This window comes from Acinetobacter sp. IRS14 (assembly GCF_034650275.1).
Taxonomy (GTDB): Bacteria; Pseudomonadota; Gammaproteobacteria; order Pseudomonadales; family Moraxellaceae; genus Acinetobacter; species Acinetobacter oleivorans.
Window position 1 is genome coordinate 168,262 of record NZ_JAOVFN010000005.1, and the last position, 23,882, is coordinate 192,143.

Sequence of the window (23,882 nt, forward strand, 5' to 3'; positions counted from 1 at the left end):
TTAGGCGGTGCAACCGAATATTTTTTCAAGACAGCCGCCATCTTTCCGCTCGTTCATTATTGCGGTCATTACATGTTTGGTTGTGCTGTTTTTTGATTGGCGCATGCCGTATGTAATTCAGCCAGCAAGGGATGTCTTGTACGCTGCATATAACCCAATTTATGCATTGGCCAGTTATCCAGTACTGTCGAGAGAATGGCTGAATCAACAAACAAAATCTGAAGCACAACTGCGTCGTGAAAATACTGCGATGCAGGCTGAGCTTTTACAAGCTCAGGTTCGTTTACAGAAGCTTTCTGAACTGTCAGCTGAAAACACCCGTTTGCGAGGTCTTCTTGATACTCCATTAATTATTGATGGACGTATGGAGATCGCCGAAGTAATTGGGACAGATGCAGACCCATTGCGTCATATCATCATTGTTAACCGTGGCTCTATGGACCATCTTAAGGTCGGTCAAACGGTTCTGGATGATAAAGGAATTATGGGACAGATCATTAATGTATATCCTCATAGCTCACGTGTAATGTTGTTATCAGATAAAGAACATTCACTTTCAGTACGTCTTGAGCGCACTGGAATGCGGGCGATTGTTTCTGGTACTGGTGATTTGGGTCGTTTGAAAATGGAATATGTCCCGACTAGTGCGAATATTCAAGTGGGTGATAAAGTGTTTAGCTCAGGTTTGGGTGAACATTTCCCAGCAGGGTACGCAGTAGGTACAGTTGCCAAAATAAGACGTCATAATTCGGGCGAGTTTGCAGAAATTGATGTTACACCAGCCGCACAATTAGCTACAGGGCATCATGTAGTCGTACTTTTCTCTGATTCTTTAGCGAAGGAGCAACCATATGCCGATCGCTAAATTGAAACGAGAAAAACGAAATGATCCATTATGGGGAATTATCCTCTCTGTAATTGTCGGCTCTGTGCTCATGGTTTACCCGCTATCCTACGATATTTCAGGTTGGCGCCCATTATTCATGTTAATGATTATGCTATTTTGGGTAGTATGTCAGCCAACATGGTGTGGGGTCTGGTTTGCATTTGGAATGGGAATTTTTACAGACCTTTTGCTTGATGCGCCTTTAGGCCTTAATGCTTTAAGTTTTGTAATTGTGACTTTTCTTACCCGTTTTTTAATTCGCGAGCGCCGTATTTTAACCTTTGGTAATTTATGGACAATTGCAACTCTGGTCATTATTGCTCATTTAGCGTTTATGTGGGTAACGCAGACCATGGGTGGAATTCATTTTTCGATTGCTAGACATTGGCAACCATTGATGACAAGTATCATCACTTGGCCAATCGTCTATTATTGTTTGGCAAAATGGCGCATATAGTTTTAGCATCTAGCTCTCCTCGTCGGAAGGAGTTATTGCAACAACTGGGTTTGGATTTTGAAATTTATAGTCCAGATATTGACGAGTCCGTTCATGAAAATGAGCTGATTCACCATTATGTTGAACGGTTAGCTAGAGAAAAAGCACAAACTGTATTGAAGCTTTTTCCAGACGCAATCGTTATTGCTGCCGATACAAGTCTTGGGCTTGATGGCCAAATTATTGGCAAGCCTGAATCGAAAAATCATGCTTTTGAAATCTGGAAACAATTATCTGGACGTTGGCATGATGTGTTTTCTGGATTATGTATTGCTACGCAACAAAAAATGTTAAGTCAGGTGGTGCAAACTCAAGTTGAGTTTCAGCGTCTGACTACGCAAGATATGGAAGATTATTGGACTACAGGTGAGCCTGTGGGGAAAGCGGGTGGATATGCAATTCAAGGAATTGCTTCTCAATATATTCCCCAAATTCAAGGAAGTTATAGTAATGTGGTAGGACTTCCTTTATACGAATTTGCACAGTTATTAAAAAGAGTAAAGACATAAGAGGTTGTTATCATTCTTAATTGAATAGCATTGTCGATGAACACTAGGCAAAGTTAAAGTTAACAGCTTCTCTGACTCTTTAATAAAAATTTTATAATGCTTTGAGTTTATGTATGTCAGAAGAATTACTTATTAATGTCACGCCTATGGAGTGTCGGGTGGCATTAATCGAAAATGGAACTGTTAATGAGCTGTATGTCGAACGTACAGTCAAACGTGGTCTAGTCGGCAATATTTACAAAGGTAAAGTCGTGCGGGTGCTTCCGGGCATGCAAGCTGCCTTCGTTGATATTGGTTTGTCTCGAACAGCCTTTTTACATATCAATGATATGGTTTGGCCTCGTTCACAGCCTACCCCAAATGTTTTTGAACTTTTACATCCCGGACAAACGCTTACTGTCCAAGTAATGAAAGATATGTTGGGAACAAAAGGCGCGCGTCTGAGTACTGACCTTTCAATCCCTTCTCGTTATCTGGTTCTCATGCCATATGGAAATCATATTGGTGTGTCTCAGCGTATCGAGTCTGAAGAAGAGCGAGAGCGACTACGTAATATTATCGAAGGTATTCAATCTGAACATAATTTGCCGGGTAGCGTGATTGTACGCACAGCTGCTGAAGGCGTAGATGAGGCAGAAATTGCACAGGATATGTGCTATCTGAGTAAATTATGGGAATACATTCAACGTAAACAAATTGATGTTGCTGTCCCTTCCTTAATTTTTGAAGAGCTTCCATTACCTCAACGTATTATTCGAGATTTGGCTAGCGACGAAACTGCAAAGATTTATGTCGATTCGAGAGAGATTCACGCGAAGCTTCTTGAGTTTGTTGAAGAATTTGTCCCGAATATGCAGAGTCGACTCATTCATTATCCGGGGGAGCGACCACTATTTGATCTTTATAATGTCGAAGAAGATATTCAAAAAGCCTTACAAACCCGCGTAGCTTTGAAGTCAGGCGGCTATCTGATGATCGATCAGACTGAAGCCATGACAACGATTGATGTTAATACGGGTTCATATGTTGGTGGTCGTAGTCTTGAGGACACCGTTTTTAAAACCAATATGGAAGCGACTCAAGTTATCGCGCGTCAACTTAGACTGCGTAATTTGGGGGGTATTCTCATTATTGATTTTATTGACATGCAAGAGGCAATTCACCGTGAAGAGGTGATGCGTCAGTTTGAAAAAATGCTTGAGCGTGATCACGCTAAGACCAAAATTACTCAAGTGTCAGAACTTGGTTTGGTTGAAATGACGCGTAAACGAACACGTGAATCGTTAGAACATTTGCTGTGTGAGTCATGTCCAACCTGTCAAGGACGTGGTTTTGTCAAAACAGCAGAGACAGTGTGTTACGAAATATTTCGTGAGATATTACGATATACCCGTGCATTTGAGTCAACGAGTGGCTTTACTGTTGTTGCTCATCCTTCTGTGATTGACCGATTATTAACAGCAGAAGCGCCAGCAGTGGCAGATTTAGAGCATTTCATCAACCGTGTCATTAAATTTCAGGTCGAAAATTTATATACGCAAGAGCAATACGATATCATTTTAAGTTAAAGTTGTAACAAGATATCGCTTAATCCTTGTTACAACTGAAATTTTACTTTCATTCATGAATTTTAAATACTACTTACATACAGTAGCCCTAGACGTTCTCCCTATTAAACGTCTTAGCAAACAATAAGAGGTATAACCCATGAATGTAAGTGAAAACTTAATTAGCAACGGTCTTAAACATGTTTTAGAAAGCACGCCAGTAAATAGCTGCTATATGTTGAATGACCAAGGTAAAGAAGTACCGATCACAACTGCAATGATTCGTTCAGTATGTCATCAGTTGCTTAACCAGTGCCGCACAATCAAAAAATAAGGGGCCAATTTAAAGCCCCTTAGTTTTCTAACTTGCTGAATGATGTTTCAGCTGCTTTTCTGCAATAATTTCTTCAAACCGTTGAATCTCATCTTCTAAGTGAGTCAAAAGGTTTTGCATTTTTGGCAAGGCATTTCGACAAGCTGTTAATCCAACTTCAAGCTTATCTAAATAACTGGTCATAGTAATATTTAGAGCTTGTCCATCCATGACAATTGAAGCAGGGTAGAGAGCATCTAATTTCGCGCCATTCCAATAAAGAGGCTCACGTGGTCCTGGTACATTGGAAATGACTAAATTGAATGCCTGACGCTTAGGAAGCATTCCTGACATGATGTTTAAACCTGCCGGACCATAAACAACCGCACTATAGTTTAAAATTTCATTCGCAGTCATACGGCTAAAGCGTTGCTTTGAATTTTGCATGCTGCGACGAATAATTTCTAGACGCTCTAACGGTTGGTCTTTATGAGTTCCTAAATTTGCCAGAATCATGGTAATTCGGTTACTCATATCAGAATCATCGGTGCGTAATGAAGCTGGCACCATGGCAATAAGTGGTTTTTTAGGTAAGCTATTTTGACTAATCAAATATTCACGTAAAGCACCAGAGCATACTGCGAGTACAACATCGTTAATTGTCACGCCTAATACTTTTGAAATCTTTCTAAGGCGGCTCAACTCAAATGATTGGGCCGCAAAACGACGTGAAGCACTCACTCTTTGGTTCAAAATCGACACTGGCGCCTGAAAAGTAGAAACATAATCAGGATTTTTACCCATTTCTTTAAATATAGTTTGAGATAGCTCTTGCATGACTTTAGGAGCGATATCGAGTTGAGACTTAATGCCTCCTAAAATACTCTTAATTTTACTGGTACTTGGCGTTGGTACTTTTAGTCGTTTAGTTCTTTTGCTCTCAACACACCATAAAGGAACTACATGTTTTTCTTCTGGTGTCTTTGAAAGTGATTTCTCAATCAAACGCATACCTGCAACGCCGTCGACCATTGCATGATGGATTTTAAAATACATGGCAAAACGATTGCCTTCGATTCCTTCAATAATGTCACAAGTCCAAAGAGGCTTAGCACGATCAATTAACGAACTATGTTGCTGTGAAATATAAACCAGAAGTTCACGAATACGGCCAGGATGAGGCAGAGCAATATGGCGAAAGTGATGATCGATATCGAACTCTTCATCCTCATCCCAAAATAAGCCATTTAAACGGTTATTGAAGGGTGGGATAGGAATGCTTTTTGAGCGTTTAATATCTTCAACTAAATCATGTACAAAAGTTTCAGGTGCATTTTCAGGAATTTCAAATAAAAATAATCCACCGACATGCATGGGTTGCTGTCTTTTTTCAAGTGACAGAAAAATGAAATCAATTGGGTGTAATGGACGCATAAATCATTGTGCCTCATGCATTTTTCTAAGAAGCCCTTATCTGAGCTCTTATTAGAATTATAGAACCGTAAAATTAAGTATATAGCGTTTAGAGTAGATAAAATATGACTTTGTGTACGGAACATGACATAAAAAAAACCACTGATTTAGCAGTGGTTTTTTGATAACAAATTACTTTTTCATATTACCTGCGTGTAATCCACACTCTTTTTGAGTCGCTTCTTCCCACCACCAACGCCCTTCGCGCTCATGTTGGTTCGGTAATACAGCACGTGTACATGGTTCACAGCCAATAGAAACAAAACCACGTTCGTGAAGAGGGTTATATGGAATTTCCATCATACGGATGTAGCTCCATACTTCAGCACTTGTCCAGTTTGCTAAAGGATTATATTTAATAAGTTGCCTACCTGGACCAGAGAAACCTGCATCAGCTTGTACTACTGGAATTTCTGTACGTGTACCAGGGCTTTGATCTTTACGTTGGCCCGTAATCCAGCCATCTAAAGTCGCAAGTTTTTTACGCAAAGGCTGAACTTTTCGGATACCACAACATTCTTGGTGCCCATCAGTAAAAAAGCTGAATAAACCTTTTTCGTTTACCATGTTTTGAACAGCTTCAGATTCAGGGAAACAAATTTCGATATTGATATTATAGTGTTTACGGACAGTCTCAATAAATTGATAAGTTTCGGCATGCAGTCGACCAGTGTCGAGACTAAAAACACGGAACGGCTTACCCAAACGTGAAGCAATATCAATTAAGACAACATCTTCTGCTCCCGAAAAAGAAATTGCGATTTCACCTTGCTGGCTTAAGGCAAGCTCTAAAATTTCTCGCGGGCTTTTGGTCGCATATTCGGCTGCAAGAGCATCTACGATATCAATAGTCGGAATAACGGTCATGTGTGTTCCTGGCAAAAGGCTTGGGCGCATTGAGTTATGAAAAATATTCTAATGGATAGTGAATAAAGTGCTTAGCACTTTAATTTCGATCCTTATGAATAAAATTGATTTGATCAATAACAACGCAAAACTGAAAATCTTAGTGGTATGATACAGCAATTTTTAACCAACGTTGGAAGCATTCATGGAAATCGTATGCCTAGATCTTGAAGGGGTTTTAGTTCCTGAAATCTGGATCAATTTCGCAAAAAAAACAGGGATTAAAGAACTCGAAGCAACAACTCGTGATATTCCGGATTATGATGTTTTAATGACTCAGCGTCTTAATATCTTAAAACAACACGGTTTAGGCTTAAATGACATTCAAGAAGTCATTGCAGAGATGGGGCCATTACCAGGCGCAAAAGAATTTGTTGAATGGGTGAGCACGCATTTCCAACTTGTGATCTTGTCAGATACGTTTTATGAGTTTGCACATCCTTTAATGAAGCAATTAGGATGGCCAACAATTTTCTGTCATAAATTAGAGACAGATGAAGAAGGAATGATTACAGCTTATAAATTACGTCAACCGGATCAAAAACGTGAGTCGGTTAAAGCACTACATGGATTAAATTTCCGTGTAATCGCAGCTGGTGATTCGTATAACGATACAACCATGCTTGGAGAGGCTGACCACGGTTTCTTATTTGATGCACCTGCAAACGTGATTGCTGAGTTCCCACAGTTTCCAGCTATCCACGGATATGATGCATTAAAAGAAGCAATCCGTTCAGTTTCAAAGCGTAGTATTCCAGCATAAGACATAAATAATAAAAAAGGCGCTTTAAGCGCCTTTTTTATATGAATGAGTTTTGAAACTTAGAATTTATAGCCAAGTTTTAAACCATAAGCGATTGCGTTGTTGTCAGAGAACTCCGCAACATATTCATCACCGCCCGCTTGAGCACCAGTTTGAGCTTTAGCATCGCCTAACCAGAAATATTTTACGCCACCAGCAATAAATGTTTGTGGAGTAGGGCTATATTGAAGACCTAAACCAACATTCCAGTAACCTTCTGTTGGCCCTAAAGTTGTTACTGGATCGCCTGCACCTGAGTCCCAACCTACAGAAACGTTACCTGCCCATTTGTCATTAAGTTTACGCCCAACACCTGTAGTCACTGTCCATTGGTCATCTGTATAACTAACTAAATCAAACCCATTTGGACGGTTAACAATAGGTAGTTGCCCTACAACTTTTGATAGTTGCCCAAACTTGTATGGTTGAACAGAGAAATCTTTCCAGTTCACCCAACGTACGTTAGCAAAGGCAACGGTGTCAGCCATGATGCCCGTTTGGAAATCAAAGTTAACTGATTGAGGGGTGGTAATTGTGGTATCTGCTGAGCTATTTTTTATCGCATCAGCAGCTGCCGCTTGCCCTAATAATGAAAGAGCTGGAAGTGTAGGTAAGTTTTCACGGATATTGACATCATGGTCAACTTCAGAACGATAAGTTAAAGAAGCTTTTAATGCAATTTCAGGAATTTGATAAGCAAAACCTGCTAGCCAACCCACACCACCAGTTTCTTTGATGTCTGCATCATAGCCGTTGTAAATACTATAAGCTTGCCCACGGAGACTGATATTTCCTTTAATGGTTTGATACACACCACCCGCATAGAGGTTCCAGTTTTTATTCGGTTGAAAACCAAACACCATTGCTAGGTTCTGGGTGTCAACTTCAACTTTGGTGCCACCCTTGCCAAGCAAACCATTAATGTTATTTATTCCAGCATCAACTGTTTGAGTTACACCTGACGTAATTTGTTGCATAACAGCAGCATTATTTTGAATAGCTGCTTTTGCCTGATCAATAGTGGCATTAGGTGGTAACGTGCCAGAATTTAACAAATTTTGTGCTGCAGTATTAACTTGATTGTTAATTCCATTTGTAATTGTTTGCTGGCGAATAACTGCTAAAGCAGCTGGAGCTAGAATTGTATTAGAAGAGTCTGAAACAAATGCATTTTGACCCTTATATTCTGCATCTGCTCCAAACGGTTGATCGTAAATTAAACCAAAAGAAAACTTATCGTTAAGTTGTAGTTTTAATGCTGCATTAGGGAAATAATAATCCTCACCCATATCGCTAATATCACGGCGTGTTGCACTTGTACCTGCTTCTTTACCTGATACATCTGGATCTAAAGCAGAAATACCTGCTTCAAAATAATTACCTGGTTGGAAGAATGCAGACATTGATTGTCCAGAGCGATCCAATGCTGCTGCAAAAACCCCAGTTGCAGGCAGCGTTGCTAAAATCATTGCAGTGCTCAGATGTTTTAATTTCATTTTAATCTTTCCTTGAACTTCAAGACATTTTTTTAAAAGTAACAGAGTTAAACCGTTTAAACTGTGTTGCCTTCAAAGCTCCTAATTACAACTTATAAAAGCTTTGATAACTCCATGTAACAAAAATAGCATAATTACAATAAGAGTAAATCTGTTATATGAACTGAAGAGTACTCACTTTTTATACAAATAGTGTCAATAATGGATGAAATATGAAGGAATATTTTCGTTGGTAAATTATTTTAATTGTTTGATATTTATATTTTTAATCTATTAGTAAAGAGGTTTGTTTTAGTGACATTTTTGTCACAAATCCAAGAAAAATGGTCAAAGATTTTTTTGTAAAAATATGAATTAATCGATTATGAAATGAGTAGTAGTTGTCATTTTTAGTTGATAAGTCTAGTTTCTCTACATCTGTATATTATTGATTAACTTTTATATTCTTAATTTTATAAAAAAGTTTACCTTAGTTTTTTTACCGTTTGATCTATTTTTTTTTGCGTTTTTGCCTCTCTGTTCGGGAGTAACTATGAGAGAGAATAGCCAAAAATATAAAGATAGATTCGGCTATTTAATTTTTAGAGCTCAAACACAGCATTAGAGTGGATATAGTTTTTCATCAAATTGCTCAAGCTTAGGAAATTTTAGTGGTTCAAGCTTGTCTAGATGAGTGAGGTAGGTTACGTAGTCGTCGAGAAGGGTTTCTCGTGCTTCTTGACTAATATAAGGTACGTGATAAGCAATGAATGGTGGTAAAACTTCAAAACCGGCATATGCCAAAGTACCACGTTGAATCGGTGATAAATAATTTTCAATTGGGCCGTGAATTGAGTTCTCTCCAAACATGTGTGTTCTACCACCGAGTGTTAAGCACAACATCGCTTTTTTACCTGCCATGCCGCCGTGGTCATAAAACCGCTTACCACCATAAAACAAGCCCGAGACGAACACACGATCAATCCAGCCCTTTAAAATTGCTGGAACAGATGTCCAATAAAGGGGGAAATTTAAAATAACTAAATCAGCTTTTTTTACTTTTTCAATTTCTGCTTGAATATCTGGAGCTAGAAGTTGATTTTTGCTGGCATTTCTTTGTTCGAGAGCATAATTAAAATAATCAGGTTGATTAAGCTCTAGAAAATCCTCTTTGGACGCAACAGGGTTAAATTGCATCGCATATAAATCTGAAATCTCTACTGTATGCCCCAATTTTTCTAAGGTTTGTTTAGCTGTACTTTTTAGAGCAGCAGTAAAAGACTGTGGTTCTGGATGAGCATGGACAATCAGAATGTTCATAAGGTGACCTGTATTCTTTTCAGAAATTGTGCTGTCTAGTGCAATTCAGCAGATTTTGTTTTGAATAACTATGCATCAATTTAAAAGCATGGCATAGTTCATGAACTGACAGTTTTTACCATTTCACGCCATTTTATTTTGCTCATTGGGTTGCTCATGAATCCAGAATTACCCGGAACTTATATTAACTTATTAGTCGAGACTGTTAAGCGATGGGGTGTCTCTGGTGAGCAACTTTTAGATGGAAGTGGAATAGCTTTAGACCAATTAAAAAAGCCTTATTGGTATGTTAAGTTCAACATCTTAAATGAGCTTATTGAACGGGCGATTGAGTTATGCAAAGAGCCAGCACTAACTGGGTATTTAGCTTTAAACATGACGGCCTCTTGTTATGGTTCAGTCGGAATGGCTGCTATAGTTTCTCCAAATTTAGGAGAAGCGCTGAAAATACTTGAACAGTTCATTGGCTCACGTTGTAAGGTTTTCAAACCAGAATTAAAACAAGAAAATAATGATGCATGTTGGTCAATTCATCAGCCTGTTGATGCATTTCAGTTGAGCTCAAATGCCAACTTTTTTTTGTTAGTCGGTTTTGTTCAAATTGCAAAAAAATTAACAGGGCTTTCTCATTTAGGAAAAGTTGAATTACAAATTCCTGAACCGATAGGTTTTTCCCAAATAAGTCATCAACTGGCTGTCACTTGTTTATTTAATCAAAAGTGTAATCGTTGGATATTTCCAAAAGAGTATTTAGCACAGCCTGTATTAACGGCGGACCCAATGCTAGCGCCGTTGTTAAATGCACAATGTAAGCGGGATATAGAGAAATTAAAATTAGAAAGTGGCTGGAAAGGGAGAGTCAAACAAGTTGCTGAAAAATTGCTTTTGAATGGGGAGATTGAGGCATTGAAAGTTGGGCAAGTTGCTCAAATCATGAATATGTCAGAACGAACCCTGCAACGCTATTTAGCTCTTGATCACACTAGTTTTACACTGTTGGTGGACTCACTGAAAAAAGAGCAGGCCCAGAAACTTTTAACTCAAAATAACATGTCGATTGAAAAAGTGGCTTTAATGCTGGGTTATGCCGAGACTTCTCACTTCACCCGTGCATTTAAGCGCTGGATGGGCGTCACGCCTAAATATTTCCAAACCCAACAGAAGATGGATGATTTAAGTTAAAAGGCCATAAATTTATGGCCTTTCATTTATCATTTGAGTTAATTAAGTAGATTGTTCTGGCTTAGATGAGAGTGATTCAATTACTTCAAAATAGCTAGGTGGTGCCGGAACATGGCCGCGATTTCTCAATAGACGATGCATGCGCGGCAATTTGAAGTAGGGCACCGAAGCCATTAAATGGTGTTCCATGTGGTAATTGACATGAATAGGGGCCACAAAGCTTCTGGCAATCCAACCTGCACGTGTTGTACGGGTATTGGTTAAAGCTGTATTGCTCGTTTGCATTCCTGCATGTTCGGCCATGGAGCGAATTCTTAAAAATAATGGGAAGGGTGTTAAATAAGCTAAAGGCCATAACCAATAAAACCGTTGTTGACCAAAAGCTTTTAAAACCCGATAAAGAGCTACATTGGTAGCAATAGCTCCGCTACTGTTTTTTATAAGGCTTTTAGCATAGTCAATGAAGTCTTTATTACTTCGGTCTAGCCAGACTTGATCATTTGCAACCGTCCATTTCATTAAATCGAGATCCATTAACACTCGACCAAAGCTAAACTTTAATCCGGTCATACCCGTTAAGTCGCGTAAGAATTTACGAGTAAGAGATTTTCTACTTACAGGAAAACCAGAAACGAGAGAAAGGTCTGGGTCATCTGGAGTAGAGGTTTTTGCATGATGGCGAACATGATGTACGCGATATTTTTGTAGATCATTCCAGATCGGACGGGCGCATAGCCACTCACCGACAAAGTCATTTATTTTTTTATTTTTGAACAAACTTTTATGCGATGCATCATGCATCAAAATCGCTAGGCATAACTGGCGACCTGCCAATATTGCTAAGGCAAGCATACAAGCAAGTAATTTGCCCCAGCTCGGTAAGTAATCCCACATCATGATTAAACTGGCAAATGTTCCGCCAATAACAGCCCATGTACTTGCAACAGCCCAAGCACCATATGCATCTGAGGGTTGTGTGAGTTCCTGTATTTCTTCTCTGCTAAATAGATCGGTCACACTCACTTGTGCATTCATTTTTATTCTCCCAAATCAGATTTTGGTATCCATATTATATATTACCAATATAATTATAAAATTTTAAAAAGTGTAATATTTGTTTGTAAAAAAATAAATCGCCCTTTAATGGGCTAATTCATTTTCATAAAGTTTCTGCCACAGCTTTTGTCCAATCGAGTCGAGCTGCTGTACATTTTGAGCAAACTGATTGCGGGCATGTTCGTTAACAAATGGAGGGGGCAGTAGAGGATCATTCATGAGTAAGGTAATTGTTTCACGTCCTAATAACAAAGCTTGAGTGGCGGCCTCGTTTAAGGATAAATTTTTATAATTCAAAAGCCATTCTTGAATATCTTGGCTATACATCTCATAATTTTCTTCAAGCTGCTTTGTATCCCATAAAGAAGGAATTAACGAAACTGTTTTTGAGTCAAATTTTTGAATAATAGAAATTTTGGCTTCATTTTCAAGGCCTGCTAAAGTGAGTTCTTCACATGTTTTTTCAAAACTATAGGCTAAATTGTCTGGGCGTATATAAATACCAGTTTCGAGCTCTCTAAAGCCAAATTGATGTAAAGCGTGTTCTCTCTTTTTTAAAGCAGTCCGATCTATACGCCCTAATGTCCCCGTAAATACTGCCAGATAATTCTGTTGCCATTCTTTGGTCTGTTTAATGCCATTTTTACGATTCAAAATGACTTTTGCCCAGTCTTTGGTGGGTGGCGAAAGTTGATAGATACCACGCTCGACGCTTTCTATCATGCCTTCATTTAATAGCCGAGTCGTCGCAACACGAATACCATTGTCACTCATATTAAAGAGTTTGGCTGCAATCAATATTTGTTTAATGGTGAGCTGAGGATAAGCGGAGGAAAGAAATAAATCGATAATAAGATGACGTGCATTAATTTTGGTATTTTTCATTCAGATAGAATTTTTGATATGAGTTGCATGTAAGAAAAATAATATCATGTTTTTGTAAGGTCTTTTTAAGATCATTTTTAGGGTCAATAAGCGTAAAAATCTTAGCTATAGAATGAGAAATTTTGTAGTTCTTAAGCAAGTTCATCTTTTTACGATAGTTAACCTAAGATTGTCATGATGATGTGATACATTATTCCTCTTTAAATAAACCGCCTTTTGCTAAGGGCAATAACCACAAATGCTAGAAATGATCTGATATTGGGCATGAACTAGGCCAAAATTATGGTTTGTACATGATATAAAACAAATTTTTAGACTTTTCTAGTGATTAACTTTTTGAGCAAGTGATGGAAAATTTTGAAGTTATAAAAGCACTGTTTTTAGGCTTTGTCGAAGGCTTAACTGAATTTTTACCAATCTCGAGTACAGGCCATTTAATTTTATTTGGTCATATTATCGATTTCCATTCAGACGGCGGTCGTGTATTTGAGGTCGTAATCCAGTTAGGTGCTATTTTGGCAGTGTGCTGGTTATACCGACAAAAAATTGTTAACTTGATTAAAGGCTTCTTTAGTGGTGATGTGGAATCACGTCATTTTGCTATTAGTGTGCTTATCGCTTTCTTCCCCGCAGTTATTATTGGGGTTTTGGCAGTAGACTTTATTAAAAGTGTTTTATTCAGCCCAATTGTGGTGGCGATTGCCTTAATTGTCGGGGCGCTTATTATTTTCTGGGTTGAATCTAGACAATTTGAACATAAGACACTCGATGCAACCAAAATTACTTTTAAACAAGCACTTTTAGTCGGACTTGCTCAATGTGTTGCCATGATTCCAGGAACTTCACGTTCAGGTGCAACAATCGTAGGCGGAATGTTTGCGGGCTTATCACGTAAGGCTGCTACAGAATTCTCTTTCTTCCTTGCTATGCCAACCATGTTGGGGGCTGCAACTTTTGACTTGGTTAAAAATGCTGACGTATTGACTGCCGATAATATGATTAATATTGGGGTAGGTTTCGTTGCTGCTTTTATTGCCGCATTGTTTGTTGTAAAAGCATTGGTTCTATTTGTAGAGCGTCATACGTTACGTGTATTTGCTTGGTATCGAATTGCACTCGGTGTAATTATTTTGATTGCAGCAATGTTCTTTAATTTATCGGCTTAAATAATCTGATGAAGTGAAAAACCTAGAATGTTCTAGGTTTTTTTATGCCTAAAAATTGATTTGAATTGCCTATTTATACAAAGTAAACGTAAGATTGATGTTTTCATTTTAGGTTCATTGTTATATTGATTATTAGATAACTTCTCACAATAAAACTATGCCGCAAAATCATCTTACAGAACATTTGGTCGATGCATTTTTGCACTTGGCTCCCGCAGAAGGTCTCTATCCTACTTTTATCTCTAACATCACTTTGATGCGTGTAGATCATTCCACACCACCTGTTGCCGTGCTGCAAGAACCCTCAATTGTTTTAGTGATACAGGGATTAAAGCGAGGATATATTGGTAAAGAAATCTTTCAATTTCAACAAGGGCAGTGCTTATTCATCTCAATTGCAATACCTTTTGATTGCGATACTGTTGTTGAAAATAATGAACCCATGTTGGCGATTGCAATAAAATTTGAACCACAAATGATGGCTGATCTCATTACTAAAATGGATAAACAGCAACAAGTGATTACTGAAGATGCTCACTCGGAAGATTTAAAATTAAGCTGTGGGCTTAGAGTGATTGACATGAATGCCACCATTTCAGAGGTTGCTCTCAGATTGCTCAATTTACTTCGCTCTAAACAAGATACTTTTATATTAGGTGAGCAAGTTAAAAGAGAATTGGTTTATCGTGTGGTGCAGGCCTCAGGTGGTAATTTAGTCGAGAGTTTATCGGCTATAGCAAGTCGAAATGGTGTGATTTACACCATTTGTGAAATTATTCAGCGTGATTATTATCATAATTTAACGGTTCAAGAATTGGCGAAACAAGCGGGCATGAGCATCTCGCTTTTTCATCAAACTTTTAAAAAGGTGACGAATTATTCGCCTTTACAGTACATCAAAATTACTCGGCTACATAAGGCTCGTGAGTTAATCATGAACAATAAAATGGGTGTAGCAGAAGCAGCCTATGAAGTGGGGTATGTCAGTGCTTCACAATTTAGCCGAGAATTTAAGCGACTGTTTGGCGTTCCACCCAAGTCCTCAATTATTTAACGTAGATTAGTATTTTGAAATATAAATCAAACATGGAGTATTTTATGACCCTTCCCAAAACCATGAAAATTATTGAAATTACGGCTCCTGGTGGACCTGAGGTTCTAAAAGTTCAAGATGCTAGTCTTCCAGTACCTCAAGCAGATGAAGTCTTAATTGAGGTAAAGGCTGCTGGAATTAACCGTCCTGACGTTTTACAGCGTATGGGTTTATATCCAATGCCTAAAGGTGTTACTCAAATACCGGGACTTGAAGTCGCTGGTGTCGTGGTTGCTGTGGGTGAACAAGTAGATCAATTCAAGGTTGGTGATAAAGTTTGTGCCCTAACAAATGGCGGTGGTTATGCAGAATATTGTGCGGTAACTGCAACTCAAGTATTGCCAATACCTGAAAATTTATCATTTACGCAAGCTGCTGCAATTCCAGAAACATTTTTTACGGTTTGGGCAAACCTATTTGATATTGGCCGTTTAAAGAAAGATGAAACTGCACTGATTCATGGTGGGGCAAGTGGTATTGGAACCACAGCTTTAGCAATTTGCCAAGCTTTAGGAATTAAAACTTTTGCTACCGTTGGTAGTGAAGATAAAGTTGAAGTACTCTCTAGTTTCACCACAGCAATTAACTATAAAACCCAAGATTTTGAGCAAGAAGTTTTGAAACATACTCAAGACCAAGGTGTTGATGTTATTTTAGACATTGTGGGTGGTTCTTATTTCACGAAAAATTTAAATCTATTAAAACGTGATGGCCGACTTGTCATTATTGGTTTTATGGGGGGGCGAATCGCAAAAGAATTTGACTTACAAAAACTGATTTTAAAACGTGCCACAATTACGGGTTCAACGATGCGAGCACGTAATAGCCAAGAAAAAGCAGAGATTGCCCAATCTTTGCATGAGCATGTATGGCCATTATTGGCTCAAGGTAAATGTTTACCGCAAATCTATAAAACGTATGCTTTTTCAGATGTACAAAGTGCTCACGCATGTATGGAACAAGGTGATCATATTGGAAAGATCGTTTTAGAAATGAATGCGTAACGCTGTAATCATTGAAGTTTGGGCGAACGACAGGTTCGCCTAAACTGAATTTTATAATTCTAGATTCTGCCTATTTCTCTATAAAAATTGCCAAATTCTATTGGCAGATTGCACCAGTTCTATAACTTCACCTATAAATTGAGTAAGAAATAAAAATGGGTTATTACCTTATTATTTCTTTCCATACTGATGAAAAAGGATAGTAAAAATGAATACCGCAAATATTGATGATAAAAATCCTACTCCAGATTTGGCTGAAGATAATGCCTTTTTCCCATCACCTTATTCACTAAGTCAATATACTGCTCCTAAAACCGATTACGACGGCACGACTTATTCAACGCCGTATGCGGGCAATAAAAAAGTTTTAATGATTGCAACTGATGAGCGTTACATCCAGATGCAAAACGGTAAGTTCTTTTCAACAGGTAACCATCCTGTAGAAATGCTTTTACCGATGTTTCATTTAGATAATGCAGGCTTTGAAATTGATGTTGCGACACTTTCTGGGAACCCTGCTAAACTTGAAATGTGGGCGATGCCAAAGCAAGAACAAGTTGTATTAGACACCTTCCAGAAATATGCAGATAAATTAAAAAATCCATTAAAGCTAACTGATATTTTAGAAAACGCAGTGGGGGAAAACTCACCATATGCGGCTGTATTTATTCCAGGGGGGCATGGCGTATTAGCTAAAATTCCACATAGCCTTGAGGTGAAAAAAGTTCTTAAATGGGCAGTTGAACAAGATAAATTTATTATTACATTATGTCATGGTCCAGCTTCATTACTTGCTGCGGCAGTAGATGAACAGCCAGAAAACTATATTTTTAAAGGCTATCAAATTTGTGTATTCCCTGATTCATTAGATAAGGGAGCAAATATTGATATTGGTTATATGCCCGGGGCTTTACCTTGGCTAGTAGGTGAAAACCTTGAAAAACTCGGTGTAGAAATTTTAAATAAGGGCATTACAGGTCAATGTCATAGAGACCGTAAATTGCTAACTGGTGATAGTCCGCTTGCTTCTAATAATTTAGGAAAACTTGCAGCTGAAACATTGTTGGCTGAAGTGAAGGATTAAGTGATGAAATATGTGCGCCCTGCGGGACTCGAACCCACGTCGGTCGCTTAGGAGGCAACTGCTCTATCCAGTTAAGCTAAGGGCGCATAATTTTATGATTATAAACAAAAAAGCTATTGCGAAGGCAATGGCTTTTTTACGTTTTAGTTATTAAAAACTTTTGCCATAGTGAGCAATAAAGATAAAGTTGGAACATTCAATGGTTTTGAACACTTATGTCTTATAAAAAAACAGTTTAGAAAGCTAAAAAATCACAAAAAATTCATGTTGATCTTTCTACGATCTGAAGCAAAACACGAAAAGGTTTAAGACAAGCAATCGAGTAGGTGAAGTTATTCCTAGAAGGTTGTTTGTTAAAAATCAGATTTGACTATCGTATAATTCAAAAGGGCATAACATGAAAAAAATTGATGAACAGGACTTATCTAGAATTATTGAAATGGCATGGGAAGATCGCACTCCATTTGAAGCAATTGAGCGAGAATATGGCTTAAGTGAAAGTGAAGTTATTCGTTTAATGAGATATAACCTGAAAACCAATAGTTTCAAACTCTGGCGCAAACGTATGGCAGGGCGTAAAACTAAGCATCAGCAATTACGTTCGCCAGAAATTGAACGAGCTTACTGTTCGCGTCAGTATAAGTATGCATAACGTCTAGTTTTATTGTCGAAGAGATTTTAATACTTACAACGCGTAATTTTCTAATGATGAATAAAAAAGCCATTGTCGAGACAATGGCTTTTTAAATTTATTTATTCTTCCGGATTCTCAATGGAATCTAGTTTTTTAGGATTTAAATAGTCAAAAAGTACGAGCATTGCCGTAATCCAAATAGGGATCATCATTACTGACTCTTTGAAGCCTTGAGTCCACATAATATAGAGAACCACAGCAATAAACGCTAAAACTAAGTAATTACTAAAAGGTGACCATAACGCTGGAAAAGATGTCTTAATATTGGCGTGCTTAACAAAGCGTCTATACTTCAAATGTGTAATTGATATCATTGCCCAGTTTAGAACAAGTGCACCAACCACAACATACATGAGATGTCCAAGAGCATCTTCAGGCACAAAGTAATTCAAAAGAACACAACCAAAGATTAATAAAGCAGAAAGTAGAACAGCGGGAATAGGAACCCCCTGTTTATTGGTTTTTGCAAAAACTTTTGGTGCATTCCCTTGTTGAGCGAGACTGTAGAGCATACGGCTATTTGCAAACATCCCACTGTTATAAACAGATAGAGCAGCAGTTAAAATAATAAAGTTCAGTAAGTGTGCAGCCCAACCAATTCCCATTTGGCTAAAAATCATAACAAATGGGCTTTTGTCGAGACCGCCAAGATCTAATTGGTTCCATGGCACTAATGAAAGTAAGATTGCCAATGAACCGATATAGAAAATCAAGATACGGAAAACGACTTGGTTAATTGCTTTTGGAATGGTTTTTTTCGGATCTTTTGCTTCTGCTGCGGCCATACCAATCAGTTCAATACCACCAAAAGCGAACATCAAGAAAGCCAACATATAGAACAGGCCGCTAAAGCCATTTGGAAAAAATCCACCATGAGACCAAAGATTACTAAATGAAATGCTTGAACCTACATCTGCTGTAAAGAGCAAATAAAGCCCAAACACAATCATAGAGATAACTGCAGCAACTTTAATAATAGCGAGCCAGAATTCGGACTCACCATAAAATTTGACGTTGGTTAAGTTAATTGCCGTAATCACGACAAAGAAAAATAAGACAGAAGTCCACGCTGGAATATGAGGCCACCAATAATTAATATATTTGGCTACCGCGGTGAGTTCACTCATCGCAACCAGAACGTAGAGTATCCAATAGTTCCATCCGGTTAAAAATCCGGGAAATTTCCCCCAATATTTATACGCAAAATGGCTGAACGATCCTGCAACAGGTTCTTCAACAATCATTTCTCCCAAGTGACGCATAATCAAAAACGCGATTAAGCCGCCAATGGCATATCCTAAAATAATGGATGGTCCCGCAGATTGAATCACTTGCGCCGAGCCTAAAAATAATCCGGTACCAATTGCTCCACCCATAGCAATTAATTGGATATGTCGATTTTTTAGTCCTCGTTGCAGTGTAGAAGATTCGTTGGTCAAAGGTCTTCACTCACAATGAATAAGTAAATTATTCTAATAGATGGAGTTATTTTAGCCTAGACTACAAATTAATAAGCTGTGACTGAAAAGTAATAATAAAATATATTTAAAATCATTGGTTTACTTTTAATATTTCAATATAGAGTGAAAAGTGCTCTAAAAAATATAATTTCATATAGACTTTTTTTCTTAGATTTTGCTTAGATTAAGTCATTGCAAGCATATTGCTAAATTCTCAAAATATGCTCGCGTCAATACGATTGATGTATAAAGCAGATCGCTATCTCTTGGCCTTAAAACAATTTAAGATGCAGAGAAGGGTAAACAAGAATGCTTGTTTTGATATAGAAGAACATAATAGTAAGGATAACAGTTGATATGAGCTCAGTACCGCAAATTAAAATTCCAGCCACTTATATGCGTGGTGGAACCAGTAAAGGTGTCTTTTTCAAGCTTGATGATTTGCCGGAAAAAGCCCAAGTTGCAGGACAAGCAAGAGATCAGCTTTTACTACGTGTCATTGGTAGCCCGGACCCCTATGGAAAACAAATTGATGGGATGGGCGGAGCCACTTCGAGTACCAGCAAAACAGTTATTCTCGCTAAAAGTACTCAGCCAGATCATGATGTTGATTATTTGTTTGGTCAGGTTTCAATTGATCAAGCTTTTGTAGACTGGAGTGGTAACTGCGGTAATTTAACCGCTGCTGTTGGCTCTTTTGCGATTTCAAATGGTTTAGTAGATGCAGATCGTATTCCAGAAAATGGTCTATGCACGGTTCGAATCTGGCAAAAAAATATTCAAAAAACCATTATTGCGCATGTGCCTATCACCAATGGTCAAGTTCAAGAAACTGGTGATTTCGAACTTGATGGAGTGACGTTTCCTGCTGCTGAAGTTCAAATTGAGTTTTTAGATCCAGCCGATGATGGCGAAGAAGGCGGTGATATGTTCCCTACAGGGAATGTCGTTGATGAATTAGATGTTCCTGATATTGGTCGTTTCCAAGCGACTTTTATTAATGCCGGAATTCCAACCATTTTCTTAAATGCAGAAGATTTGGGTTACCAAGGTACAGAGCTGCAAGATCATATTAATAGTGATGCAACTGCGCTGGCACGTTTTGAAAAAATTCGTGCGTATGGTGCGGTACAGATGGGTTTAATTAAAGATATTTCAGAAGCGGCTGCACGTCAGCACACACCAAAAATTGCTTTTGTTTCTAAACCTAAAAACTACACCGCTTCAAGTGGTAAGTCAGTTTCAGAGAGTGATGTCGATTTACTGGTTCGCGCTTTGTCGATGGGTAAATTGCACCATGCAATGATGGGAACTGCAGCGGTTGCGATTGGCACTGCGGCTGCCATTCCGGGAACGTTAGTAAACCTTGCGGCTGGTGGCGGCGAACGTGAAGCAGTACGTTTTGGTCATCCATCTGGAACATTACGTGTTGGTGCTCAAGCGGAACTGATTAATGATCAATGGGTCGTGAAAAAAGCCATTATGAGCCGTAGTGCACGTGTGTTAATGGAAGGCTGGGTACGCGTCCCAGGTGACAGCTTCTAAAAGTCATTAAGTAAGAAAAAGCCTCTCAATCATGTAGAGGCTTTTTTACAGTTGCCTTCAAAAACTCATCACCCACTTTTCACAGTGAATCGTGTATGATGTAGCGCATGAATGCTTCATTACATTCAATAAAATTTCTCTACTGATTTTATCGAGGCGACTGTGTCATCACTCTCTCAAGTTAATGCGGATGTTTTAAAACAAGCTCAACAACGTATTCAACAAGATTTATTGACGACACTGGCCGCGTTCTCAATTCCAGAGCCTTTAAAAAGTGCAGTACATCATGCAGTCATGCTTGGTGGAAAACGTGTGCGTCCGGCTTTGTGTTATGCCACAGCTTCTTTACAGCCTAATCCAAATTTTGCTGCGGCTCGCCGTGCGGCGGTTGCTGTAGAGTTAATTCATTGTTATTCGCTAGCGCACGATGACTTGCCTTGTATGGACAATGATTTATTACGTCGTGGTCAACCGACATGTCATGTTGCATTTGGTGAAGATACTGCTTTACTCGCAGGCGATATTTTACAATCAATGGCTTTTGAAGTTTTAGGTAGTCGTTTGTTCGATGAACAAGGGCAGGGTACTGATGCTGCGATTGTATTAAAGCAAATTCAGATTTTAGCAACAGCCACTTCTAAAATGGTTTGTGGACAGGTGTTAGACCTACAAGCTGAAGCTAAACAAATTGCTCAAGACGAACTTGAAAATATTCATCGTAATAAAACTGGTGCGCTTATTCAGGCTGCAATTATGATGGGTGCAGTCACTATCTTTTCTGGAACAGATCAAGCAATTCCAAAATTGCGCCAATATGGGCAGACCATTGGACTGGCTTTTCAAGTATTAGACGATATTCTCGATATTACTTCGAGTACCGAAGCTTTGGGCAAAACTGCTGGTAAAGATGAGCAAGTTCAAAAATCGACGTACCCAGCTTTAATGGGCCTCGAACAAGCACAGATTTATGCCAAAGAATTGCATGATCAAGCTTTTGAAGCCCTAGCTCATTTTGGTGACAATGCAAAAGAATTAGTAGATATCTCACAATTCCTTTTAGCCCGTACCAGCTAATAAAAAATTAAATCAATAATCCTGCTTATATTCATATTCAATGAATAAAGGAGATAATAATGAATTGTGATCAGCTCCATCAAATTGCGATAGAGATTGCGCGTAATCTTCCTTTTAGTGAGCAAAGCCAACCCTTTGGCCCAGATTGCGATGTCTTTAAGATTTTAGAAAAGGTGTTTTTATTAGTGGGAGAAGGAACGGGCACAAAAATGATTACTGTCAAATGTGATCCCTATAAAAGTCAGGAATATCAGGAGCTCTATTCATTTATTATTCCGGGTTACCACATGAATAAAAAGCACTGGATTTCCATTACTCCGCATAAAAACTTAACTCGTGATTTACTTCAAGACTTGATTCGCGACTCTTATGACTTGGTCGTAAAAAAGCTACCTTTGAAAGATCAAAAAAGATTAAACAACCAATAATACTCAATATAAAACGGCTACATGATTGTCGCCGTTTTTATTTCAATGACTTATTTCAAGCAATTAAATTAATTATGCTTTCCCATAATGCCACGAATTGTATTTAAAACATCGGCAGGTAAAACTACGGTTTTAGCATTGCTTGATTTAGCCATATCTTGCATCGATTTAATGTACTGCTCACCTAGCAAGTAAGCCACAGGGGTTTCTTTATCACCGACTGCACTTGTCACCATCTCAATCGCTTTTTGCGAAGCTTCAGCTAAAACAACTTGTGCTTCTGCATCACGACGAGATGCTTCTAAGCGACCGTCAGCTTCTAAAATGGCAGCTTGTTTTTCACCATCTGCTCTCGTTACTGTAGCACGACGTTGACGTTCTGCCGCAGCTTGAGCTTCCATGGCAGCTTGCATCGTTGTAGATGGCTGAATATCTTGAATCTCAACCGTTTTTAAGGTGATGCCCCAATCCGAAATATCATCAGAAATTGCAGCTTTGAGCTTTGCTTTAATATGATCACGTGAAGACAATGCATCATCTAGATCCATTTCACCGACAATAGAACGCAGTGAGGTTTGTACAAGGTTTTGAATCGCCCATGTATAGTTTTCAATACCGTAAACTGCTTTTTCTGGTGTGGTTAAATTAATATATGCCACAGCATTCATGAGTAATACAGCATTGTCACGTGTAATTACTTCTTGTGATGGAATATCTAACACAATGTCTTTCGTGGTAATTTTATAAGCCACATCATCGATGTAGGGGATCACAAAATTAAGCCCCGGGTTAAGGGTGGTGTGATATTTACCTAAACGTTGGACAATCCATTTGTAGCCCTGAGGAACAATACGAACCCCTTTAAAAATGGTAATAGCCACAAAAGCCAAAAAGGCTAAAACAATAATAGTACCGACTGGCATGAAAATACCCTCTCTTTATCTTTAATGTTTATGAAGTACCATGGGTTTGAACAATTAAGTCATTACCCGAAATATCAATAACTCTAACACGATCACCTACTTTGACAGGAGTAGTGCTCCGACAATTCCACTCATCGGCTCCTAAAATAGGCATTGGAAAGCGAACAATAATTTGATCATGGTCTAGGCCGGTTTGAATCACCATTCCAATTTGACCAATCGTTGCTTCACGGGGCAATCCCGCTTTCGTTTTATCAATTGATAAGGGTTTAATAAATTTGAACCAAAGAATGGTGCATAGTACTGATAGGATTATCCACAATACAATTTGTGTTGTGAGGCTAATATCTGGAAATAGCCAATAGAGAATGCACACCATAATGGCGGCAATACCAAACCAGAGTGCGGCAAAGGCAGGTAGAATCAGTTCAGAAAGAATAAGTAAGATACCCAATACAAACCAGTGCCAAGGTTGTACAACAAACTCCATAAATCTGCTCTTTTATATATCTTTATGATGGGTAAAAGTGACTAATATCACTTTTACCACTGTAGCAGATG

The 23,882-nt window shown here is 38.4% G+C and carries 24 protein-coding genes and 1 tRNA gene; 15 read left to right on the forward strand and 10 right to left on the reverse strand.

What is annotated here, in order from left to right:
* The first annotated feature begins 7 nt into the window (after positions 1-7).
* The 5 genes from mreC to ODQ17_RS07165 all read left to right on the forward strand — a co-directional run bounded on the left by mreC (position 8) and on the right by ODQ17_RS07165 (position 3,772).
* A complete protein-coding gene (gene mreC / locus ODQ17_RS07145; protein ID WP_004789316.1) occupies positions 8-865 on the forward strand; it encodes a rod shape-determining protein MreC in 858 nt (285 codons plus the stop codon).
* Entirely contained in the window at positions 852-1,343 is a 492-nt protein-coding gene (gene mreD / locus ODQ17_RS07150) for a rod shape-determining protein MreD (protein WP_004789317.1), read from the forward strand. The genes mreC and mreD overlap by 14 nt, the downstream gene beginning before the upstream one ends.
* A complete protein-coding gene (locus tag ODQ17_RS07155) occupies positions 1,331-1,891 on the forward strand; it encodes a Maf-like protein (protein ID WP_322902675.1) in 561 nt (186 codons plus the stop codon). The genes mreD and ODQ17_RS07155 overlap by 13 nt, the downstream gene beginning before the upstream one ends.
* 113 nt (positions 1,892-2,004) lie before the next feature.
* Complete coding sequence (rng, locus tag ODQ17_RS07160) at positions 2,005-3,459, forward strand: ribonuclease G (protein ID WP_004789319.1); 1,455 nt, start codon at positions 2,005-2,007, stop codon at positions 3,457-3,459.
* A gap of 139 nt (positions 3,460-3,598) precedes the next feature.
* A complete protein-coding gene (locus ODQ17_RS07165; RefSeq protein ID WP_002116397.1) occupies positions 3,599-3,772 on the forward strand; it encodes a PA1571 family protein in 174 nt (57 codons plus the stop codon).
* Positions 3,773-3,799: 27 nt separating this feature from the next.
* Here the strand turns inward: ODQ17_RS07165 and ODQ17_RS07170 are convergent, their stop codons facing one another.
* Together ODQ17_RS07170 and ODQ17_RS07175 are read right to left on the reverse strand one after the other, a co-directional pair.
* The gene (locus ODQ17_RS07170; RefSeq protein WP_005309889.1) at positions 3,800-5,185 is read right to left on the reverse strand and encodes a WS/DGAT/MGAT family O-acyltransferase; all 1,386 of its coding nucleotides are present in this window, start codon (positions 5,183-5,185) and stop codon (positions 3,800-3,802) included.
* Positions 5,186-5,356: 171 nt separating this feature from the next.
* Positions 5,357-6,091 (reverse strand): phosphoadenylyl-sulfate reductase, encoded by a 735-nt coding sequence (locus ODQ17_RS07175; RefSeq protein ID WP_322902677.1) that lies wholly within the window; start codon positions 6,089-6,091, stop codon positions 5,357-5,359.
* A gap of 184 nt (positions 6,092-6,275) precedes the next feature.
* On the opposite strand from ODQ17_RS07175, the gene thrH reads away from it, so the two are divergent.
* Positions 6,276-6,893, forward strand: coding sequence for a bifunctional phosphoserine phosphatase/homoserine phosphotransferase ThrH (gene thrH, locus ODQ17_RS07180; protein ID WP_003655338.1), 618 nt, complete (start codon positions 6,276-6,278; stop codon positions 6,891-6,893).
* A gap of 59 nt (positions 6,894-6,952) precedes the next feature.
* Here the strand turns inward: thrH and ODQ17_RS07185 are convergent, their stop codons facing one another.
* Entirely contained in the window at positions 6,953-8,428 is a 1,476-nt protein-coding gene (locus ODQ17_RS07185; RefSeq protein ID WP_322902679.1) for an outer membrane protein transport protein, read from the reverse strand.
* A gap of 600 nt (positions 8,429-9,028) precedes the next feature.
* Positions 9,029-9,727, reverse strand: a complete 699-nt coding sequence (locus tag ODQ17_RS07190) for an NAD(P)H-dependent oxidoreductase (protein ID WP_322902681.1) — start codon at positions 9,725-9,727, stop codon at positions 9,029-9,031.
* A gap of 156 nt (positions 9,728-9,883) precedes the next feature.
* Between ODQ17_RS07190 and ODQ17_RS07195 the strand changes: the two genes are divergently transcribed.
* Entirely contained in the window at positions 9,884-10,909 is a 1,026-nt protein-coding gene (locus tag ODQ17_RS07195; RefSeq protein ID WP_322902683.1) for an AraC family transcriptional regulator, read from the forward strand.
* Between the two features lie 42 nt (positions 10,910-10,951).
* Here ODQ17_RS07195 and ODQ17_RS07200 read toward each other — a convergent pair whose 3' ends face one another.
* The gene (locus ODQ17_RS07200; protein ID WP_322902685.1) at positions 10,952-11,944 is read right to left on the reverse strand and encodes a fatty acid desaturase family protein; all 993 of its coding nucleotides are present in this window, start codon (positions 11,942-11,944) and stop codon (positions 10,952-10,954) included.
* A gap of 105 nt (positions 11,945-12,049) precedes the next feature.
* Entirely contained in the window at positions 12,050-12,850 is an 801-nt protein-coding gene (locus ODQ17_RS07205; protein WP_322902687.1) for a PaaX family transcriptional regulator C-terminal domain-containing protein, read from the reverse strand.
* 347 nt (positions 12,851-13,197) lie between these two features.
* Between ODQ17_RS07205 and ODQ17_RS07210 the strand changes: the two genes are divergently transcribed.
* The 4 genes from ODQ17_RS07210 to hchA all read left to right on the forward strand — a co-directional run bounded on the left by ODQ17_RS07210 (position 13,198) and on the right by hchA (position 17,197).
* Positions 13,198-14,016, forward strand: coding sequence for an undecaprenyl-diphosphate phosphatase (locus ODQ17_RS07210; RefSeq protein ID WP_016137097.1), 819 nt, complete (start codon positions 13,198-13,200; stop codon positions 14,014-14,016).
* Between the two features lie 157 nt (positions 14,017-14,173).
* A complete protein-coding gene (locus ODQ17_RS07215; protein WP_322902689.1) occupies positions 14,174-15,070 on the forward strand; it encodes an AraC family transcriptional regulator in 897 nt (298 codons plus the stop codon).
* Positions 15,071-15,102: 32 nt separating this feature from the next.
* Entirely contained in the window at positions 15,103-16,113 is a 1,011-nt protein-coding gene (locus ODQ17_RS07220; protein WP_322902691.1) for an NAD(P)H-quinone oxidoreductase, read from the forward strand.
* Positions 16,114-16,321: 208 nt separating this feature from the next.
* Positions 16,322-17,197 carry a glyoxalase III HchA gene (gene hchA / locus ODQ17_RS07225; RefSeq protein ID WP_013196940.1) on the forward strand — a complete coding sequence of 292 codons (876 nt, stop codon included), beginning with the start codon at positions 16,322-16,324 and terminating at the stop codon, positions 17,195-17,197.
* A gap of 13 nt (positions 17,198-17,210) precedes the next feature.
* Here hchA and ODQ17_RS07230 read toward each other — a convergent pair.
* A tRNA-Arg gene (locus tag ODQ17_RS07230) sits at positions 17,211-17,283 on the reverse strand.
* Between the two features lie 311 nt (positions 17,284-17,594).
* Here ODQ17_RS07230 and ODQ17_RS07235 point away from each other — a divergent pair.
* Positions 17,595-17,849, forward strand: coding sequence for a TIGR03643 family protein (locus tag ODQ17_RS07235; RefSeq protein WP_003655360.1), 255 nt, complete (start codon positions 17,595-17,597; stop codon positions 17,847-17,849).
* 101 nt (positions 17,850-17,950) lie between these two features.
* Here ODQ17_RS07235 and ODQ17_RS07240 read toward each other — a convergent pair whose 3' ends face one another.
* On the reverse strand, positions 17,951-19,330 hold the full coding sequence (locus tag ODQ17_RS07240; protein WP_004789335.1) for an amino acid permease: 1,380 nt from the start codon (positions 19,328-19,330) through the stop codon (positions 17,951-17,953).
* A gap of 378 nt (positions 19,331-19,708) precedes the next feature.
* Between ODQ17_RS07240 and prpF the strand changes: the two genes are divergently transcribed.
* From prpF to ODQ17_RS07255, 3 genes are all read left to right on the forward strand, one after another.
* Positions 19,709-20,896, forward strand: coding sequence for a 2-methylaconitate cis-trans isomerase PrpF (gene prpF, locus ODQ17_RS07245; protein ID WP_322902693.1), 1,188 nt, complete (start codon positions 19,709-19,711; stop codon positions 20,894-20,896).
* Positions 20,897-21,058: 162 nt separating this feature from the next.
* On the forward strand, positions 21,059-21,970 hold the full coding sequence (locus ODQ17_RS07250) for a polyprenyl synthetase family protein (RefSeq protein WP_322902695.1): 912 nt from the start codon (positions 21,059-21,061) through the stop codon (positions 21,968-21,970).
* Between the two features lie 59 nt (positions 21,971-22,029).
* On the forward strand, positions 22,030-22,398 hold the full coding sequence (locus tag ODQ17_RS07255; RefSeq protein WP_322902697.1) for an MmcQ/YjbR family DNA-binding protein: 369 nt from the start codon (positions 22,030-22,032) through the stop codon (positions 22,396-22,398).
* 68 nt (positions 22,399-22,466) lie between these two features.
* On the opposite strand, the gene ODQ17_RS07260 is transcribed toward ODQ17_RS07255, so the two are convergent.
* Entirely contained in the window at positions 22,467-23,321 is an 855-nt protein-coding gene (locus ODQ17_RS07260; protein WP_013196946.1) for an SPFH domain-containing protein, read from the reverse strand.
* A 28-nt stretch (positions 23,322-23,349) separates the two neighbouring features.
* A complete protein-coding gene (locus tag ODQ17_RS07265) occupies positions 23,350-23,811 on the reverse strand; it encodes an NfeD family protein (RefSeq protein WP_004789340.1) in 462 nt (153 codons plus the stop codon).
* Positions 23,812-23,882 lie beyond the last annotated feature (71 nt).

What these genes read in the sequence shown, in the direction of transcription:
- mreD (WP_004789317.1), top strand. Translation starts at nt 852, where the DNA reads ATGCCGATCGCTAAATTGAAACGAGAAAAACGAAATGATCCATTATGG.
- ODQ17_RS07155 (WP_322902675.1), top strand. Translation starts at nt 1,331, where the DNA reads ATGGCGCATATAGTTTTAGCATCTAGCTCTCCTCGTCGGAAGGAGTTA.
- rng (WP_004789319.1), top strand. Translation starts at nt 2,005, where the DNA reads ATGTCAGAAGAATTACTTATTAATGTCACGCCTATGGAGTGTCGGGTG.
- ODQ17_RS07165 (WP_002116397.1), top strand. Translation starts at nt 3,599, where the DNA reads ATGAATGTAAGTGAAAACTTAATTAGCAACGGTCTTAAACATGTTTTA.
- ODQ17_RS07170 (WP_005309889.1), bottom strand. Translation starts at nt 5,185, where the DNA reads ATGCGTCCATTACACCCAATTGATTTCATTTTTCTGTCACTTGAAAAA.
- ODQ17_RS07175 (WP_322902677.1), bottom strand. Translation starts at nt 6,091, where the DNA reads ATGACCGTTATTCCGACTATTGATATCGTAGATGCTCTTGCAGCCGAA.
- thrH (WP_003655338.1), top strand. Translation starts at nt 6,276, where the DNA reads ATGGAAATCGTATGCCTAGATCTTGAAGGGGTTTTAGTTCCTGAAATC.
- ODQ17_RS07185 (WP_322902679.1), bottom strand. Translation starts at nt 8,428, where the DNA reads ATGAAATTAAAACATCTGAGCACTGCAATGATTTTAGCAACGCTGCCT.
- ODQ17_RS07190 (WP_322902681.1), bottom strand. Translation starts at nt 9,727, where the DNA reads ATGAACATTCTGATTGTCCATGCTCATCCAGAACCACAGTCTTTTACT.
- ODQ17_RS07195 (WP_322902683.1), top strand. Translation starts at nt 9,884, where the DNA reads ATGAATCCAGAATTACCCGGAACTTATATTAACTTATTAGTCGAGACT.
- ODQ17_RS07200 (WP_322902685.1), bottom strand. Translation starts at nt 11,944, where the DNA reads ATGAATGCACAAGTGAGTGTGACCGATCTATTTAGCAGAGAAGAAATA.
- ODQ17_RS07205 (WP_322902687.1), bottom strand. Translation starts at nt 12,850, where the DNA reads ATGAAAAATACCAAAATTAATGCACGTCATCTTATTATCGATTTATTT.
- ODQ17_RS07210 (WP_016137097.1), top strand. Translation starts at nt 13,198, where the DNA reads ATGGAAAATTTTGAAGTTATAAAAGCACTGTTTTTAGGCTTTGTCGAA.
- ODQ17_RS07215 (WP_322902689.1), top strand. Translation starts at nt 14,174, where the DNA reads ATGCCGCAAAATCATCTTACAGAACATTTGGTCGATGCATTTTTGCAC.
- ODQ17_RS07220 (WP_322902691.1), top strand. Translation starts at nt 15,103, where the DNA reads ATGGAGTATTTTATGACCCTTCCCAAAACCATGAAAATTATTGAAATT.
- hchA (WP_013196940.1), top strand. Translation starts at nt 16,322, where the DNA reads ATGAATACCGCAAATATTGATGATAAAAATCCTACTCCAGATTTGGCT.
- ODQ17_RS07235 (WP_003655360.1), top strand. Translation starts at nt 17,595, where the DNA reads ATGAAAAAAATTGATGAACAGGACTTATCTAGAATTATTGAAATGGCA.
- prpF (WP_322902693.1), top strand. Translation starts at nt 19,709, where the DNA reads ATGAGCTCAGTACCGCAAATTAAAATTCCAGCCACTTATATGCGTGGT.
- ODQ17_RS07255 (WP_322902697.1), top strand. Translation starts at nt 22,030, where the DNA reads ATGAATTGTGATCAGCTCCATCAAATTGCGATAGAGATTGCGCGTAAT.
- ODQ17_RS07260 (WP_013196946.1), bottom strand. Translation starts at nt 23,321, where the DNA reads ATGCCAGTCGGTACTATTATTGTTTTAGCCTTTTTGGCTTTTGTGGCT.
- ODQ17_RS07265 (WP_004789340.1), bottom strand. Translation starts at nt 23,811, where the DNA reads ATGGAGTTTGTTGTACAACCTTGGCACTGGTTTGTATTGGGTATCTTA.